This is a genomic window from Pseudomonas sp. Ost2 (genome assembly GCF_018326065.1).
Classification (GTDB): Bacteria; Pseudomonadota; Gammaproteobacteria; order Pseudomonadales; family Pseudomonadaceae; genus Aquipseudomonas; species Aquipseudomonas gingeri.
Map to the genome: position 1 here is coordinate 1112525 of NZ_AP021904.1, position 15526 is coordinate 1128050.

14 protein-coding genes and 2 tRNA genes are annotated in these 15526 nt (G+C 61.5%); 5 read left to right on the forward strand and 11 right to left on the reverse strand.

Annotated elements, in window-relative coordinates; translation table 11 throughout:
• Window positions 1-32 precede the first annotated feature (32 nt).
• On the forward strand, window positions 33-941 hold the full coding sequence (locus KI243_RS04850; protein WP_212810566.1) for a LysR family transcriptional regulator: 909 nt from the start codon (window positions 33-35) through the stop codon (window positions 939-941).
• Between the two features lie 338 nt (window positions 942-1279).
• Here the strand turns inward: KI243_RS04850 and KI243_RS04855 are convergent.
• Both KI243_RS04855 and KI243_RS04860 read right to left on the reverse strand, forming a co-directional pair.
• Window positions 1280-1356 (reverse strand) — tRNA-Met (locus tag KI243_RS04855).
• A 115-nt stretch (window positions 1357-1471) separates the two neighbouring features.
• A complete protein-coding gene (locus KI243_RS04860) occupies window positions 1472-3529 on the reverse strand; it encodes a methyl-accepting chemotaxis protein (protein ID WP_042934436.1) in 2058 nt (685 codons plus the stop codon).
• Window positions 3530-3865: 336 nt separating this feature from the next.
• Between KI243_RS04860 and KI243_RS04865 the strand changes: the two genes are divergently transcribed.
• On the forward strand, window positions 3866-5083 hold the full coding sequence (locus KI243_RS04865) for an MFS transporter (protein ID WP_212810567.1): 1218 nt from the start codon (window positions 3866-3868) through the stop codon (window positions 5081-5083).
• 223 nt (window positions 5084-5306) lie between these two features.
• Here KI243_RS04865 and KI243_RS32825 read toward each other — a convergent pair whose 3' ends face one another.
• Window positions 5307-5531 (reverse strand): hypothetical protein, encoded by a 225-nt coding sequence (locus KI243_RS32825; protein WP_244861929.1) that lies wholly within the window; start codon window positions 5529-5531, stop codon window positions 5307-5309.
• Here KI243_RS32825 and KI243_RS04870 point away from each other — a divergent pair.
• From KI243_RS04870 to KI243_RS04880, 3 genes are all read left to right on the forward strand, one after another.
• Window positions 5469-7274, forward strand: a complete 1806-nt coding sequence (locus KI243_RS04870) for a methyl-accepting chemotaxis protein (protein ID WP_244861883.1) — start codon at window positions 5469-5471, stop codon at window positions 7272-7274. The genes KI243_RS32825 and KI243_RS04870 overlap by 63 nt on opposite strands.
• A gap of 150 nt (window positions 7275-7424) precedes the next feature.
• Complete coding sequence (locus tag KI243_RS04875) at window positions 7425-7859, forward strand: DUF3592 domain-containing protein (protein ID WP_177107351.1); 435 nt, start codon at window positions 7425-7427, stop codon at window positions 7857-7859.
• Window positions 7860-7863: 4 nt separating this feature from the next.
• Window positions 7864-8451 carry a hypothetical protein gene (locus KI243_RS04880; RefSeq protein WP_017123778.1) on the forward strand — a complete coding sequence of 196 codons (588 nt, stop codon included), beginning with the start codon at window positions 7864-7866 and terminating at the stop codon, window positions 8449-8451.
• Window positions 8452-8527: 76 nt separating this feature from the next.
• Here KI243_RS04880 and ychF read toward each other — a convergent pair whose 3' ends face one another.
• The 8 genes from ychF to KI243_RS04920 form a co-directional block, all read right to left on the reverse strand.
• Complete coding sequence (gene ychF / locus KI243_RS04885) at window positions 8528-9628, reverse strand: redox-regulated ATPase YchF (protein WP_212810569.1); 1101 nt, start codon at window positions 9626-9628, stop codon at window positions 8528-8530.
• 23 nt (window positions 9629-9651) lie between these two features.
• Window positions 9652-10236: an aminoacyl-tRNA hydrolase gene (pth, locus tag KI243_RS04890; protein ID WP_017123776.1), complete on the reverse strand. Its 585-nt coding sequence runs from the start codon at window positions 10234-10236 to the stop codon at window positions 9652-9654.
• 171 nt (window positions 10237-10407) lie between these two features.
• Window positions 10408-11004: a 50S ribosomal protein L25/general stress protein Ctc gene (locus KI243_RS04895; RefSeq protein ID WP_017123775.1), complete on the reverse strand. Its 597-nt coding sequence runs from the start codon at window positions 11002-11004 to the stop codon at window positions 10408-10410.
• A 137-nt stretch (window positions 11005-11141) separates the two neighbouring features.
• Complete coding sequence (locus tag KI243_RS04900) at window positions 11142-12083, reverse strand: ribose-phosphate pyrophosphokinase (RefSeq protein WP_003171603.1); 942 nt, start codon at window positions 12081-12083, stop codon at window positions 11142-11144.
• Window positions 12084-12129: 46 nt separating this feature from the next.
• A tRNA-Gln gene (locus KI243_RS04905) sits at window positions 12130-12204 on the reverse strand.
• A gap of 35 nt (window positions 12205-12239) precedes the next feature.
• Entirely contained in the window at window positions 12240-13091 is an 852-nt protein-coding gene (gene ispE, locus KI243_RS04910) for a 4-(cytidine 5'-diphospho)-2-C-methyl-D-erythritol kinase (RefSeq protein WP_017129000.1), read from the reverse strand.
• A 1-nt stretch (window position 13092) separates the two neighbouring features.
• Complete coding sequence (gene lolB / locus KI243_RS04915) at window positions 13093-13710, reverse strand: lipoprotein insertase outer membrane protein LolB (protein WP_212810570.1); 618 nt, start codon at window positions 13708-13710, stop codon at window positions 13093-13095.
• Window positions 13711-13714: 4 nt separating this feature from the next.
• Complete coding sequence (locus KI243_RS04920) at window positions 13715-15439, reverse strand: tetratricopeptide repeat protein (RefSeq protein ID WP_042936789.1); 1725 nt, start codon at window positions 15437-15439, stop codon at window positions 13715-13717.
• Window positions 15440-15526 lie beyond the last annotated feature (87 nt).

Below are 15526 nucleotides of genomic sequence, written 5' to 3' on the forward strand. Positions count from 1 at the left end.
GCCGTTCGCCCGGCAAACCCAAAGGACTCCCGATGGACCGTCTCACCGCCATGGAAACCTTCGTCCACGTCGTGGAAACCGGCTCGTTCTCGGCGGCTGCCAGACGCCTGGGCATCGGTCAGCCCGCGGTATCGAAAAGTGTCGCGCAACTGGAGGCTCACCTGAACGTGCGCCTGGTATTGCGCTCCACCCGGGGCCTGACCCCCACCGAGGCGGGCCTGGCATTCTACGAACAGGCTAGGCACGCCATCGACCATGCCAACGAAGCCGAGGATGCCGCCCGCGGTGCCGGCGCGGGCCTGTCGGGCAACCTGCGCGTCAGCGCCGGCGTGACCTTTGCCCGGATGTACATCATTCCCCATCTCGGCCCTTTTCTTGAGCGACACCCGGGCCTGAATGTCGACGTCGTACTCGACGACCGCATTCTCAACCTGATGGAGGCCGGCATCGACGTGGCCCTGCGCATCGGCAACGGCAAACTGGGCGGCTCCGCTCTCACCGCCCGCCGGATCGGCCAAAGCCCCAGCCGGGTGTTCGGCACTCCTGTTTATTTCGAGCGTTTCGGCGAGCCGAAAACACCCTTGGACATCCTGCGCCACCAGGCCGTGATCTATAGCCTGGGGGAAAGCACGCAATGGACCTTCACCCAGGGCGGGCGACAACAACCCATCCTCGCCCACGGGCGCCTGCGGGTCAGTTCCTCGGAAGGCATACGCGCCGGTGTCCTCGCCCATCACGGCCTGGCGATGACCGCCGAATGGATGTTCATGCCGGAGTTGGCCACGGGCGAGATCAAGGCGGTGCTGAACGACTGGCAACTGCCGCCCCGAGAGTTATGGGCGGTGACACCGACGGGAAGAATGGCCAGTGCCAAGGCGCGGGCATTTATCGCGCATATGGAGGGTGTTCTGAACGATCTGCCTTCGACAGTGCAGTCCTGAGCAGAGGGCAGTGGTTCCGATACCGATCGGCCTGGCCGGAAAACACCCCATCCCTGTGGGAGCTGGCTGGCCAGCGAAGGCGTCTGGACGGGCGCGACAAGACCCAAGGGCCTCATCGCCGGCAAGCCAGCTCCCACAAGGTCTGCATTTCAGGCTGAACTGATCGTCATCAGACACCGGCCTTGTCCCATGCCTGCCCGGCGATTCGTCAATGGCTATCGTCTTGCTGGCCGCTGCCATTCACGGGCGAAAACGAAAGCTTTTGTTGCTGGCCGCCTCGGCACTTTTCTCGAGACATAAAAAAACGGCCTACCTTGCGGTAAGCCGTTTTTAGTACTTGGTGGCTACACAGGGACTTGAACCCCGGACCCCAGCATTATGAATGCTATGCTCTAACCAACTGAGCTATGTAGCCAAGTGGCGCGCATTATTCGCTTGGAACGATGTTGTGTCAAGCAAATATCTGAAAATTTTCTCTACGCTATCAAAAGCTTAAGGCCCGACGGCGGAATCCGCGGGCCTTGGCCGTTTCAACTCAGGCGGAATCGCCCGGTATTGTCGCTCAGGGCCCTGCTGCCTTCGCTCAGGGTGTCCGCCGCACGGTTCACCGCGCGAGCCCCTTCGAGCAGCCGGACCGCCGCCTGGTCGACCTGCTGGATATTGCCGCTGACCTCGTCCGCAGTGCTCGCCTGTTCATCCACCGCCGTGGCGATCTGAGCCAGGGTATCGGTCACGCTCTGCACCGCGCTGGCGATTTCCACCAGGCGCTCGCCCAGCCCGGTCACCGATTGCGCGTCGGTTTCCGCCTGGCCGCAGGCCGCTTCCATCAGTGCCACCGCCTGGCTGACGGTGGCGCGCAGGCTGTCGACGGTGCTGGCGATCTGCGCGGTGGAACTCTGGGTGCGCTGCGACAGGCTGCGTACTTCGTCCGCCACCACGGCAAAGCCGCGGCCCTGTTCACCGGCCCGTGCCGCTTCGATGGCGGCGTTGAGGGCGAGCAGGTTGGTCTGTTCGGCGACCCCCCGAATGGTGTCGACCACCGATTGAATCTGCTGGCCCTGCTCGCTGACCCGGCCCAGCGCGGCAGCGGTTTCGTTCAGGCGCTGGTTGAGCTGCTGGATGCTGGCGGTGGTGCGCTGGCTGTCGCGGCTGCTGTCCGAGGCAATGCGCTGGGTGTTCTGGGCACTGCCGGAGGCCTGTTCGCAGCTCTGCGCGACACCCAGGGACGTGGCTGCCAGTTGCGTGGCCGCCGCGGCGATCTGGCTGATCTGTTGCTGCTGCGCCTCGACCTCGTTGAGGGCGCCGCTGGAATGGTTGTTGAGCGTGCGTACAGCGTCGCTCAATTGCAGGGTCTCGTGGTCCACGCCCTGCAGGCTGGTGCGCAGTTGCACCACGGCGACGTTCAGCGCGGTGCTGATGGCCGCCAGTTCGTCGCGGCCTTCCACCGGTACTTGCAGGCACAGGTTGCCGTCACGCAGGGATTCGGCCAGCAGGGTGATGCCGCTGGCGCTGCGCCGGATCGAGGCCTGCAGGCAGATGAACAGGTACAGCGCCGCCAGCAGCAGGCAGCCGAAGATCACCGCGACCAGGGTGAACTGGCGGATGGCCTGGGCGTGGTAGTAGTCCAGGCGGCTGTCGAGGGTGGTCAGGGAGTCCTGGCGCAAGCCGGCCAACTGATCGAGCAAGGTGTCGAGGGTTTTCTCGAAACCTTCAGGCTTGAGGGTGATGCTGCCGCCGAACATGCCGTCGTCCAGCGCCTTGAGGCCCTCGTCCAGGTGATTCAGGCTTTCCCGGTAACGTCCGGCCCAGTTCTGCAGTTCCGCCGGCAGGCGGGTTTCCAGTTGCGCGCCAGTCTTGGTCAACTGGTCGCGGGCATCACCGATGCGGCTGCGCAGGTCCTTGAGTTGCAGGCGGCTCTGCAGGCTGAACTGGCCCGACACCACCGAGGCCTGGCCGACGCTGGCGAGACGGCCGACACGTTCGATCAGGTCGGGAGCGTGCTGGGTGGAAATCTGCGTCAGCAGGTAGGTTTCCATCCAGGGCGCGAGGATCAGCCGGCTGTCCATGGCGATCTGTTCCCGCAGGCCTTGCAGGGCACTGAGGGCAGAGGTGAAGCGGTCATAGCCGTCCGGCCACCAGCCGACCTTGCTCAGGCTGCCCGAGTCGAGGCCTTCGAGTGTGGCTTGCAGGACCTGGTAACGCTTCATGGTCTCGCCGTTGGCGCCTTCGTTTTGCAGGGCCTGGCCCAGTTGCTCGATAGCCTGCTTGACCTCGGGCTGGGCCTTGTCGAGCACGGCCATGGCGGCGAGGGTGGCGGGTGTCGGTTGGCGGTTGGTTTCCGTGGCGCGCCAGCGCGCGGCGCGGTCGCGTTGGGCGGCCAGCAGGCTGTCGAGGGAGTCCAGGGCCAGCAATTGGCGGACACCGGCACGTTCCTCGGAGATCAGCGCCAGTTTGCTGCGGTAATCCTGGCCGATCATGTACAGGCTACCCATCAGCGGCACGATGAACAGCAGGAACAGCACCTGAAATTTACGGGCGAAACCGAATCGCCCCAACAGTCGCATCCCTGGTGATAAAAAAGCGTGCATGCCTGACCACTCCTCAAGGCATCCAGCACTGTTTGAGTGCGGTCATGACGGGTTGGTCATGATGGATGCCGTCGTTAAAGACCTCGGAAGAGTCGCCAGTGAGGGCGTTGTTGGCCGGCCGCTGTAGCGAAACTTCCCATTCTCGGGCCCCTTTGTAAGGGGCCGCGCTGTAGGAGCTAAGGTAGGCAAGATTCAGACCAGTAGCAAAGAGCTATCAGGCATTTCTTTGCACTTGGATGGATCGTTAGCTCATCAAGCATCTGGTATTGCCGCACTAAAAAATGGCACATTGACGCACCTGCAATCATGCACCCATCCGTGTGACGGAATTCCCTCATGGCTCTCACTGAAACGTCCGCTGGCGCGACCGTCGCATCGACGACACCGCAATCCAGCCCCCTGGTGATGCGCATCATCGGCGCGGTAGCGCTGGCGCACCTGATCAACGATCTGATCCAGTCGGTCCTGCCGTCGATCTACCCGATGCTCAAGGCCAACTACGGGCTGACCTTTACCCAGGTCGGGCTGATTACCCTGACCTTCCAGGTCACCGCGTCGCTGTTGCAGCCATGGGTGGGTTTCTACACCGACCGCCATCCGAAACCGCTGCTGTTACCGGCAGGCATGATCTGCACCCTGATCGGCATCCTGATGTTGTCCCAGGTCGGCAGTTTCCCGCTGATCCTGCTGGCCTCTGCCCTGATCGGCGTGGGTTCTTCGACGTTCCACCCGGAAGCCTCGCGCGTGGCGCGGCTGGCCTCGGGTGGCCGTTACGGCCTGGCGCAGTCGAGCTTCCAGGTGGGCGGTAACGCCGGCTCGGCCTTTGGTCCGCTGCTGGCGGCGGCAATCATCATTCCGTTCGGCCAGGGTCATGTCGCCTGGTTCGGGCTGTTCGCCTTGTTCGCCCTGGGCGTGCTCTACGGCATCAGCCGCTGGTATCGCGCGCACCTGAACCTGTTCAAGCTCAAACAGGGCCAGAAGGCCACCCACGGGCTGTCGAGGAATCGCGTGCTGGGGGCGTTGGTGGTGCTCGGCCTGCTGGTGTTCTCCAAGTACTTCTACATGGCCAGTTTCACCAGCTACTTCACCTTCTACCTGATCGAGAAATTCCAGCTGTCGGTGGCCAGTTCGCAGCTGCACCTGTTCCTGTTTCTCGGCGCGGTGGCGGCGGGGACCTTTGCCGGTGGACCGATCGGCGACAAGATCGGGCGCAAGGCGGTGATCTGGTTCTCGATCCTCGGTGTGGCGCCATTCACCCTGATGTTGCCCTATGTGGACCTGTTCTGGACCACGGTGCTCAGCGTGGTGATCGGCTTCATCCTGGCGTCGGCCTTCTCGGCCATCGTGGTGTTTGCCCAGGAACTGGTACCGGGCAATGTCGGCATGATCGCCGGGGTGTTCTTCGGCCTGATGTTCGGTTTCGGCGGTATCGGCGCGGCGCTGCTGGGGCACCTGGCGGATATCCACGGTATCGAGTACGTGTACACGATGTGCTCGTTCCTGCCGTTGTTCGGGGTGTTGGCGGTGTTGCTACCGAAGACGAAGAAGGCCTGAGACTTCAGGAGCGGGTTCGATCCCTCCCGGCTCAGATCAGCGCGGTAGCCCGCTGATTCGAGCTGATGCGGGAAGCCGCTCGGCAAAGCGGTAGCGGCTAGCGTGAGGCCGAACGCTAGCTGATATTTTTGTATACAAAAATATGGCGAACATGCCTCTTGCCAAATCGATCCTGGCGTGGTGGCAAATCGCTATTTGTCCGTGTAGTCTGGCCATTCGCAGCTCATTTCTTCGAATGGCGATCGCTACAATGAAAATAAAAAACAAGCTTGTCCTGGCCTTTGTCCTGGTCGCCTTCATCCCTGTAAGCCTTGTGGCAGTGATATCGGTGCTGAATATACGAGCTCAGGCGGTCGATCAGTTCATCGATGGCAGTACCCGCGAAATACGCCAGATCGACGGCAACATTCGACAGTTTTTCGACGGCACTCAGCAAAATGTCGATCAAATGGCGACAGATTCTGTATACACATCGGTGAGCAGTCTCAAGCACTACGAGGCTGCCGATGCGGCCAGTAAGCCGTTGCCGGCAGAGGCCCGCCAGGTCATCGATAGATTCGCCCGTTATGGCGCGACCCACCCGGCCGCGGCCATCCTCTCCATCGGCCTGGAAGACGGCAGCTACGCGAAATGGCCGGATGACCCGCAACTGTCGAGCTACGATCCGCGTACGCGTCCCTGGTACAAGGCCGCCATGGCCAGCCCCGGCAAGGCGGTACGAACTCCCGCCTATTACTATGACAAGGACGCTGTGGCGCTGGTCGGCAGTGCCAGGGCAATGCTGGATGACACGGGCAAGGCCAAGGGGGTCTTCGTCGTCAGTGTTTCGCTGAAAAACCTCACCGAGCTGGTCAAGAGCATCAAGCTCGGTGAAAGCGGCTACGTGATGCTGATCGAGGATGGCACCGTGCTGGTCGATCCGCGTGACGTCGGCCACAGCTTCAAGCCGCTCAAGGACCTGGGCGAGCCCTACGCCAAACTGGCCGCTACGCCGCAAGGCTCCACCGAAGTGCAAATCGACGGGGTCCGTTACATGGCCAATATCTGGAGCTCGCCCGGCCTGGGCTGGCGCTATGTCGGTCTGATCAGGTACGACGAAGTCATGGGCGCGGCCACGCACATGACTTACGTGACAGGGGTGATCGTGGTCGTGCTGGTGCTGCTCTTCGCGCTGCTTGCCGCAGCGTTCGCCAGGCTCATCGTCAAGCCGATCGGCCAGGTCAGCACCGGCTTGCAATCGATCGCCGAGGGCGAGGGCGATCTGCGCCGTGATCTCGAGGTGCAGGGCAGGGATGAAACCGCTGAGCTGGCAGGCTGGTTCAACAAGTTTCTCGCGGCGATACGCCAACTGATCCAGCGGATTGGCGCGGCATCCACCAATCTGCAGGACGCCTCGCGGGTCAACAGCGAGGTGGCCAGCAACATGAACCAGGCGGCCGGTCGCCAGCGTGAAGCGGTGGAACTGGTGTCCACGGCCTTCAACGAAATGGTCGCGACCGCCAACGAGGTCGCGCGTTCCTGTAGCGCGGCTGCCGACTCCGCCGAGAGCGGGCACCACCGGGTGGCCGAAGGCAAGCAGCAGATCGAGCTGACCACCCAGAACGTGGGTCGCCTGGGGCGTCGCTTGACCGAGTCTTCCCAGGCCATGGTCGAACTGGAGGCGGGCAGTCGCAACATCAACCAGATCCTCGGCACCATCCGTGCTATCGCCGAGCAGACCAACCTGCTGGCGCTGAACGCGGCGATCGAAGCGGCCAGGGCGGGTGACCAGGGGCGCGGTTTTGCCGTGGTCGCGGATGAGGTGAGGGCCCTGGCCAAGCGCACGTCCGACTCCACCGGGGAAATCGACCAGTTGCTCAACGCCCTCGGCAGCAAGACCCAGGAAGTGTCGCAGAAGATGGAAAGCTGCCTGGACCTGTCGCGGGCCAGTGTGTCCTCGATCGAGAGTGCACGGGACAGCTTTGAAGGCATCCAGTTGTCGGTCAATGAAATCAGGGACCAGAACCTGCAGATCTCGGCGGCGGCGGAAGAGCAGCACAGCGTGGCCGAAGAGATCAATCGGCATATCCGGCAGATCTACGATGAGGCGCAACTGGTGGAAAGCCTGGCCAACTCCGCGCAGGAAGACTCGGGCCGGCTTTCGCACCTTTCGGATGAACTGAGCGGGTTGGTGGGGCGTTTCAGGTCGTAGGAAGAGTGGTTGTCGGTTGTCGCGGGGGGGAATCACTCACTGTAGGAAATCAACCAGGTCTGTTTCATCCACTGCGCCGCACACAGCACTTGCCGGAGGTTTCTTGCTATCCTGATCGCCCTCTTTCATGGACGAATATCGAGACAGGCCATGGCTAACCAGACCCCGTCACGCCTCGGGAAGATACTCCAGGGGCTGCTTTTTACCCTGATTGGCATCGGCCTGTTGGGCATTGCCGTCAACCTCACGCTTGATCGACGCGAATTCCTCGCTCGCGCGCAGACCGCCGATGGCGTCGTCAGCCACTTGAATGCCGGCGGTTCGCATCCCGAGATTGCCTTCACCACCCGCAGCGGTGAACAGATTTCCTACCCCCAGGGCGGCTTTATCTTCGGTTATCAGAAGGATCAGCCGGTACGGGTCCATTACCTGCCCGAGCATCCGGCCGTCAGCGCCATCGTCGATGATCTGGCCGCACTGTGGGCCACTCCCGGCGTACTGGGGCTTATCGGTCTGGTGTTCTTCATTGCCGGTCTGGCAAGGGGCATCGGTCGCGGTGCGGTTCATTCACTCAAAGGACTATGAACGTATGAGCTACAACATCCCTATCCCGGTCAATGAAAGTCACTGGCAGTATCAGACTGCCAGCGGAGGCGGTTTGAGTGTGGCTTTGCTGGCGGGCAGTGGCGGTTCGATCATCTTGCGTTCGCCCCAGGGCGAGAACGTCAGCTACCGCTACGGCGGCGTCGGGGTGGGTGTCGGATTTGGCGCGCGGCTGCCGCGTTTCGGCAAGATCAATATCCAGGTCAAGGGCAAGAGCGTGGGCGGTGTCGGTGCGGCGGAGGCCTTTCCCAGTACCGGCAAGGTGTTTGTCAGCGACGCTCTGGTCAGTCGTGACCTGACCAGCGACGACATCACCGGACCTTGCCTGTATACCGAAGTGGGCCTGGGACTGGTGGTCGGCGGTTCAGCCACGGCCCTGTTGTTCGGCCTTGATCCCAAGCTGCTGGCGTTGGCGGCGGCAGTCAGCTCCAATCCGGCGACCTCGGTCATTGCCTCTGCCACGGTCAACCGGCAGTTATTGCAGTCGGCCCGGGGCGCGGTGGTCATGGCGGGCATGAACGCGGGTGTGCAGGCCGGTGGCGCCGCCGCGATCTACATGGGCTATCTGTTCTAGTCGCGACTGACGGGTCGATACCACGCACCCATGAAAAAGCCGCGAATCAACGCGGCTTTTTTGTTTCCGGCAACGCTTACACGTTGAAGCGGAAGTGCATCACGTCACCGTCCTTGACGATGTAGTCCTTGCCTTCCAGGCGCCATTTGCCGGCTTCCTTGGTCCCGGCTTCACCCTTGTACTGGATGAAGTCGTTGTAGGCGATCACTTCGGCGCGGATAAAGCCTTTTTCGAAGTCGGTGTGGATCACGCCGGCTGCCTGTGGGGCAGTGGCGCCGACCTTGACGGTCCAGGCCCGGACTTCTTCGACACCGGCGGTGAAATAGGTCTGCAGGTGAAGCATTTCGTAACCGGCACGGATCACGCGGTTCAGGCCAGGTTCTTCAAGGCCCAGGGCCTCGAGGAACATGTCTTTCTCTTCACCGTCGTCGAGTTCGGCGATTTCCGCTTCGATCTTGTTGCACACCGGGACCACGACCGCGCCTTCTTCCTCGGCGATGGCCTTGACCACATCCAGGTGCGGGTTGTTCTCGAAGCCGTCTTCAGCCACGTTGGCGATGTACATCACCGGCTTGGTGGTCAGCAGGTGGAAGCCCTTGATCACCGCCTTTTCGTCGGTGCTCATGTTCTTCATCAGGCTGCGCGCCGGCTTGCCTTCGGTGAAGTGGGCAATCAGTTGTTCCAGCAGGCCCTTCTGCACCACCGCGTCCTTGTCGCCGCCCTTGGCGTTGCGCGCGACTTTCTGCAGTTGCTTCTCGCAGCTGTCGAGGTCGGCGAAGATCAGTTCCAGGTCGATGATCTCGATGTCGCGTTTCGGGTCGACGCTGTTGGAGACGTGAATCACGTTCTCGTCTTCGAAGCAGCGGACCACGTGGGCGATGGCATCGGTTTCACGGATATTGGCCAGGAACTTGTTGCCCAGGCCTTCGCCTTTCGACGCACCGGCCACCAGGCCCGCGATGTCGACGAATTCCATGGTGGTCGGCAGGATGCGCTTGGGATTGACGATCTCGGCCAGGGCTTGCAGGCGTGGATCGGGCATCGGCACGATGCCGCTGTTCGGCTCGATGGTGCAGAAGGGGAAGTTCTCCGCCGCGATGCCGGATTTGGTCAGGGCGTTGAACAGGGTGGATTTGCCGACGTTGGGAAGGCCGACGATGCCGCAGTTGAATCCCATGGTGTTTCCCCTAGGAGTTAGAGTCAGGCCTTCTGGGTGTGCAGGTTTTTCATCGCGCGGTTCCATTCACCGGCGAGGATATCCGGCAGCACGCCGAGGGCAAAGTCGATGCTGGCATCGAGTTTTTCCTGTTCGGCGCGTGGCGCACGACCCAGGACGAAGTTTGAAACCATACTTGCAACGCCTGGGTGGCCAATGCCGAGTCGCAGGCGGTGAAAGGTATTCTGGTTGCCGAGCTGCGCGATGATGTCCCGCAGACCGTTGTGACCGCCATGGCCGCCGCCTTGCTTGAGCTTGGCGACGCCGGGTGGCAGGTCGAGTTCGTCATGTGCCACCAGGATTTCTTCGGGCGTGATGCGGAAGAATCCAGCCAATGCCGAGACGGCCTGGCCGCTACGGTTCATGTAGGTGGTGGGAATCAGCAGGCGAACATCCTGACCCTGGTGACTGAAGCGCCCGGTCAGGCCGAAATATTTGCGGTCGGCGACGAGATTGATGCCTTGTGCCGAGGCTACGCGTTCAACAAAAAGGGCCCCCGCGTTATGCCGGGTCTGTTCGTATTCGGTGCCTGGATTTCCCAGGCCAACGATCAGTTTGATGGCAGTCACGACAGGGGCCCTTCTGTGGAGTGGTGGATAACATCGCCGCAATGCTTGGGGATGGCGAAAAAAGTGGACGAAAAACGCTCATTTACCATGACGTAAACTTCGCATTCTCGCCCGCTTTCTCGCTACGTTCCAGTCCGCGATGTTTCCAGTCACTCCGGCGTCAGAGTGAAATTACTCTGCAGCGCCTTCTGCTTCTGGAGCAACACGTGGAGCGTGAACGTTGGCAACAGCCTTGTCGTCACCGTGTGCCAGAGCAACAAACTCAACGCCTTTAGGAGCCTTGAGGTCGGACAGGTGAATGATCGAACCGACTTCGGCGTCAGCCAGGTCGACTTCGATGAACTCAGGCAGGTCCTTGGCTTCGCAGGAAACTTCGATCTCGTTGACAACGTGGGAGATCTCGCCGCCTTTCTTCACTGGAGCAGCTTCGTTGATGAAGTGCACAGGAACAACAGCGGTCAGTTTCTTGCCAGCGACAACGCGAACGAAGTCGGCGTGCATGATGAACTGCTTGGCCGGGTGACGCTGCATCGCTTTAACGATCACGTCTTGCTTGACGCCGCCGATGTTCAGTTGGATGACGTGGCTGAAAGCAGCCTCGTCTTCGAACAGCTTGGCAACTTCTTTAGCCAGCATCATGATGGACTCAGGAGCCTTGTCGCCACCGTAGACAACGGCAGGAACCTGGCTGGCGAGACGACGCAGGCGGCGGCTCGCACCTTTCCCCAGGTCGGTACGCGCTTCGGCGTTCAGGATGAAATCAGTCATTTTGTATCTCCAAAATAGCCATGTCCGGGTGACGCCTGCGACCGACGTCAAAGCGGCATGGGCAAAAAAGCCCCGCCCCAACATGAGTGTTGGGGCGGGGCGCTTTACGTCAACGAGGTGTCTGCCGGGCAGGGCCCTTAGCGGAACATCGCGCTGATCGATTCTTCGTTGCTGATGCGGCGAACCGCTTCGGCGACTACCGGTGCGATATCCAGTTGGCGGATACGCGCACAGGCTTGTGCGGCGGCGGACAGCGGGATGGTGTTGGTCACCACCAGCTCGTCCAGCACGGAATTTTCAATGTTCTCGATCGCCCGACCCGACAGCACAGGGTGTGTGCAGTAGGCAAAGACCTTGGCAGCGCCATGTTCCTTGAGGGCTTTCGCCGCGTGGCACAGGGTGCCGGCGGTGTCGACCATGTCATCGACGAGAATGCAGGTGCGGCCTTCGACGTCACCGATGATGTGCATCACTTCGGAGTGGTTGGCCTTCTCACGACGTTTGTCGATGATGCCCAGATCCACGCCCAGCGACTTGGCGACAGCCCGTGCACGCACGACGCCACCAATGTCCGGAGACACGATCATCAGGTTTTCGAAGCGTTGGTCTTCGATGTCATCCACCAGGACGGGGGAGCCGTAGATGTTATCTACCGGAATATCGAAGAAACCCTGGATCTGGTCAGCGTGCAGGTCAACCGTGAGAACACGGTCGATGCCTACCACGGTGAGCATGTCAGCCACGACTTTCGCGCTGATAGCCACGCGTGCGGAACGCGGACGGCGATCCTGACGGGCGTAACCAAAGTAAGGGATCACCGCAGTGATTCGAGTCGCTGAGGAACGGCGGAAGGCATCAGCCATCACGACGAGTTCCATCAGGTTATCGTTGGTCGGAGCGCAGGTCGGCTGAATAATGAAGACGTCTTTACCGCGGACGTTTTCATTGATCTCAGCGGTAATCTCGCCGTCGGAAAACTTGCCGACAGAGATGTCACCGAGAGGGATATGCAGCTGACGTACGACACGTCGAGCCAGATCGGGGTTAGCGTTCCCCGTAAAGACCATCATCTTGGACACGCGCAGTACCTAGAGGCTGAGGGTAACCTGGATGAGTATTAGAAAATGGCAGGGGCGGCTGGATTCGAACCAACGCATGGCAGGATCAAAACCTGCTGCCTTACCGCTTGGCGACGCCCCTGTATCTGTTGCAACGAGTACCCAGTACCCGAATTCCTAGAGCAGACTTTGCAACTTGCGATGCAACATCGAGATGTTGCTTCCCTTTGCCACAAACCCTGTGTGGGTCTCTGTAAGAAGGGCCGAGACTTTATCAGCTTCAGCTTTGCTTGGGAAGGCCCCAAACACACAACTTCCAGTTCCGGTTAATTTTGCTTCGGTAAATTTACCTAGCAAATTCAAGGCGTTACGTACTTCTGGATAACGTCTTGCGACAACCGGCAAGCAGTCATTTCGACTGTTTCCCTTGGGAACGGGGCGCACTTTAATGGGCGCGGAGTCACGTGTCAACAGCGGATCGGAAAAAATTTCTGCTGTACTTACAGATACTTGCGGAACAAGCACGACGTACCACGGTTCTTCGGGGTCCACCGGGGTGAGTTTTTCCCCCACGCCTTCGGCAAAAGCCGCGTGGCCGCGGACGAAAACCGGGACGTCGGCACCCAGGGTCAGGCCCAGGGTGGCCAGGCGATCTTCATCCCAGGCCAGTTGCCAGAGGTGGTTCAGGGCGAGCAGGGTGGTCGCGGCATTCGAGCTGCCGCCACCGATGCCTCCGCCCATGGGCAGGATCTTGTCGATCCAGATGTCCATGCCGAGGGCGCAGCCGGATTGTTCCTGGAGTTTTTTCGCCGCGCGCACGATCAGGTTGCTGTCGTGGGGCACATCGTCGAATTCGGTGTGCAGGCGGATCACGCCGTCGTCGCGCACGGCGAAACTCAGTTCGTCGCCGTAATCGAGAAACTGGAACAGCGTCTGCAGCTCGTGATAACCGTCGGCGCGGCGACCGATGATGTGCAGCATCAGGTTCAGCTTGGCGGGGGCGGGCAGGGTCAGGCGGCTGGCCGGCATGTCACTGGCCCAGCTGGCGCGGCTGCCAGTCCTTGATCACCAGGGTCACGTCGAGGTCGCGACCGTGCAGCTTGATGCGCTCGGGCAGCCAGTAGCCGTTCTGCTCGGTGTAGCTGAGGTACTCGACCTGCCAGTCGTCCTGTTCGAGGGTGGCGAGGCGGCTGTCGTTATCCAGGCTCAGGCGGCTCTTGCTGTCGGGTGCGGGCAGGCCGCGCACCCACCAGACCAGATGTGACACCGGCAGGCTCCAGCCCATCTGCTCTTCGAGCAGGGCCTCGGGCGTCGCGGCTTCATAGCGGCCCTGGTTGGCGACTTCCAGCGACACCTGGCCGGGGCGACCGGTCAGGCGCGCCGCTCCACGGCCCAGCGGGCCGGACAGGCGGATATCGTAGTAGTCCTGGCGTTGCAGCCAGTACAGGGTGCCACTGCCGGAGTCCTTCGGCGCGCGGATCCCGACCTTGCCATTGATCTGCCAGCCATCGAGGCTGCTCAATTGCTGTTTGTGCTTGGCCCACTGGGCCGGGTCGCCGTGGCCCTTGACGGACTCACGGGCGCCAAAGCCCGCGCAACCGGCGAGCAGGGCGATCAGGCTGAAAACAACGAGGTGGCGCAAAAACATAAGCTTAAAGAGTCTCGGAACCGGTCAGGCGCTTGATGGTGCTGCGCAGGATTGGGCTGTCGGGCTGATCCTTGAGGAACTTGCCCCAGATTTTCCGGGCTTCGCCCTGTTTGCCGTTGGCCCACAGGACTTCGCCCAGGTGGGCGGCGACTTCCTGGTCGGGGAAACGCTCCAGGGCCTGGCGCAGCAGGCGCTCGGCTTCGTCGAGGTTGCCCAGGCGGAAGTTCACCCAGCCGAGGCTGTCGAGCACGGCCGGATCTTCCGGATTCAACTGATGGGCTTTCTCGATCAGTTCCTTGGCTTCGGCGTAGCGCGTGGTGCGGTCCGACAGGGTGTAGCCCAGGGCGTTCAGGGCCATGGCGTTGTCCGGCTCGCGCTTGAGGATCGCCCGCAAGTCTTTTTCCATCTGCGCCAGGTCGTTGCGTTTTTCCGCCTGCATGGCGCGGGTATACAGCAGGTTCAGATCGTCCGGGTACTGCAGCAGGGCCTGTTGCAGGACTTTCCAGGCCTGGTCGCCATGATTGTTGGCGGAAAGGATCTCGGCCTCGATCAGGTACAACTGGATCGCGTAGTCCGGCTGCTCGTCACGGGCGGCGGCGAGCTTCTTCGAGGCCTCTGCGCCACGCCCGCTGGTCACCAGGATATCGGTCTGGCGCAGTTGGGCCGGCAGGTAGTCATTGCCCGGGCCGACCTGTTCGTATTCTTCCAGGGCGCCCTGCGGGTCGTTTTTCTCTTCGGCGATGCGGCCCAGGTTCAGATGGGCGGAATCGACGTGGCTGTCGCGGGCGATCAGCTCTTCCAGGTAGCCCTTGGCCTCATCCCAGGCCTTGGCCTCCAGGCAGACCAGCGCCAGGGAGAAGCGCAGTTCGTCATCTTCCGGATACTGCTGGACCAGGCTGGAGAACTGCACCTTGGCATCGGTCATGCGGTCCTGTTCGACCAGCATGCGCGCATAGGTCAGGCGCAGGCGCTTGTCGTCCGGGTACTTCTTGATGCTTTTTTCCAGCAGCGGAATCGCTTCCTTGCCGCGATTCATGGTTTGCAGCAGGCGCGCGCGCAGCAGCAGCGGGGCGACTTCGCCGTCTTCCGGCGGGTTGTTCTCCAGCAGCGTCAGGGCGCCCTGGTTGTCGCCATTCTGTTGCAGCAACAGGGCCTTGCCGAAAATCAGCTGGCTGTTCTTCGGGTGCTTGACCAGCAGGCGGTCGAAACTCTTCATCAGACCGTTGCGGGTGTCCTGGTCGGTGTCGGCGGCCGACAGCGCGAGGAAGTCGAAGTGGGTGTCGCCCTTGCCCTGCAGGACTTTCTCCATATAGACCATGGAGTCGTCATAACGCCCGCTGCGCGCCAACTGGATCGCTGCCGCGCGTTGCGCTTCAAGATCGTCCGGGGCGTTTTTCGCCCAGATCAGCGAGGTATCCAGGGCTGCCTGGTCGGCGCCCAGGTATTCGGCAATACGGAAGGCCCGCTCGGAAATACCGGGGTCCTGGGTATTGATCGCCTGGGTGACGTAGTTATCCAGCGCGATATCGAAGCGATTTCGCTGCCCGGCCAGTTCCGCACTCAGCAGGCTGAAGACCGTGTCTTCGCTGAAGGAGCTGTAGACCTTGGGCTTTTCCGGGGCCGCAGTGGTGTCCTCGGCCGGCGGCGTATTGCCCGGCGATACGGGAGCCAAGGCCTGGCAGCCGCTGAGGAAGACAAAAGCGAGAAGCAACGCGGAGGATCTATTCATATAAGAGAAGGGCAACTTACCTGCGGTCGGGGCATCATGACACAAGCGGTGGGCAGAACCATACCCGTGACCGCTCACCGGGGCACT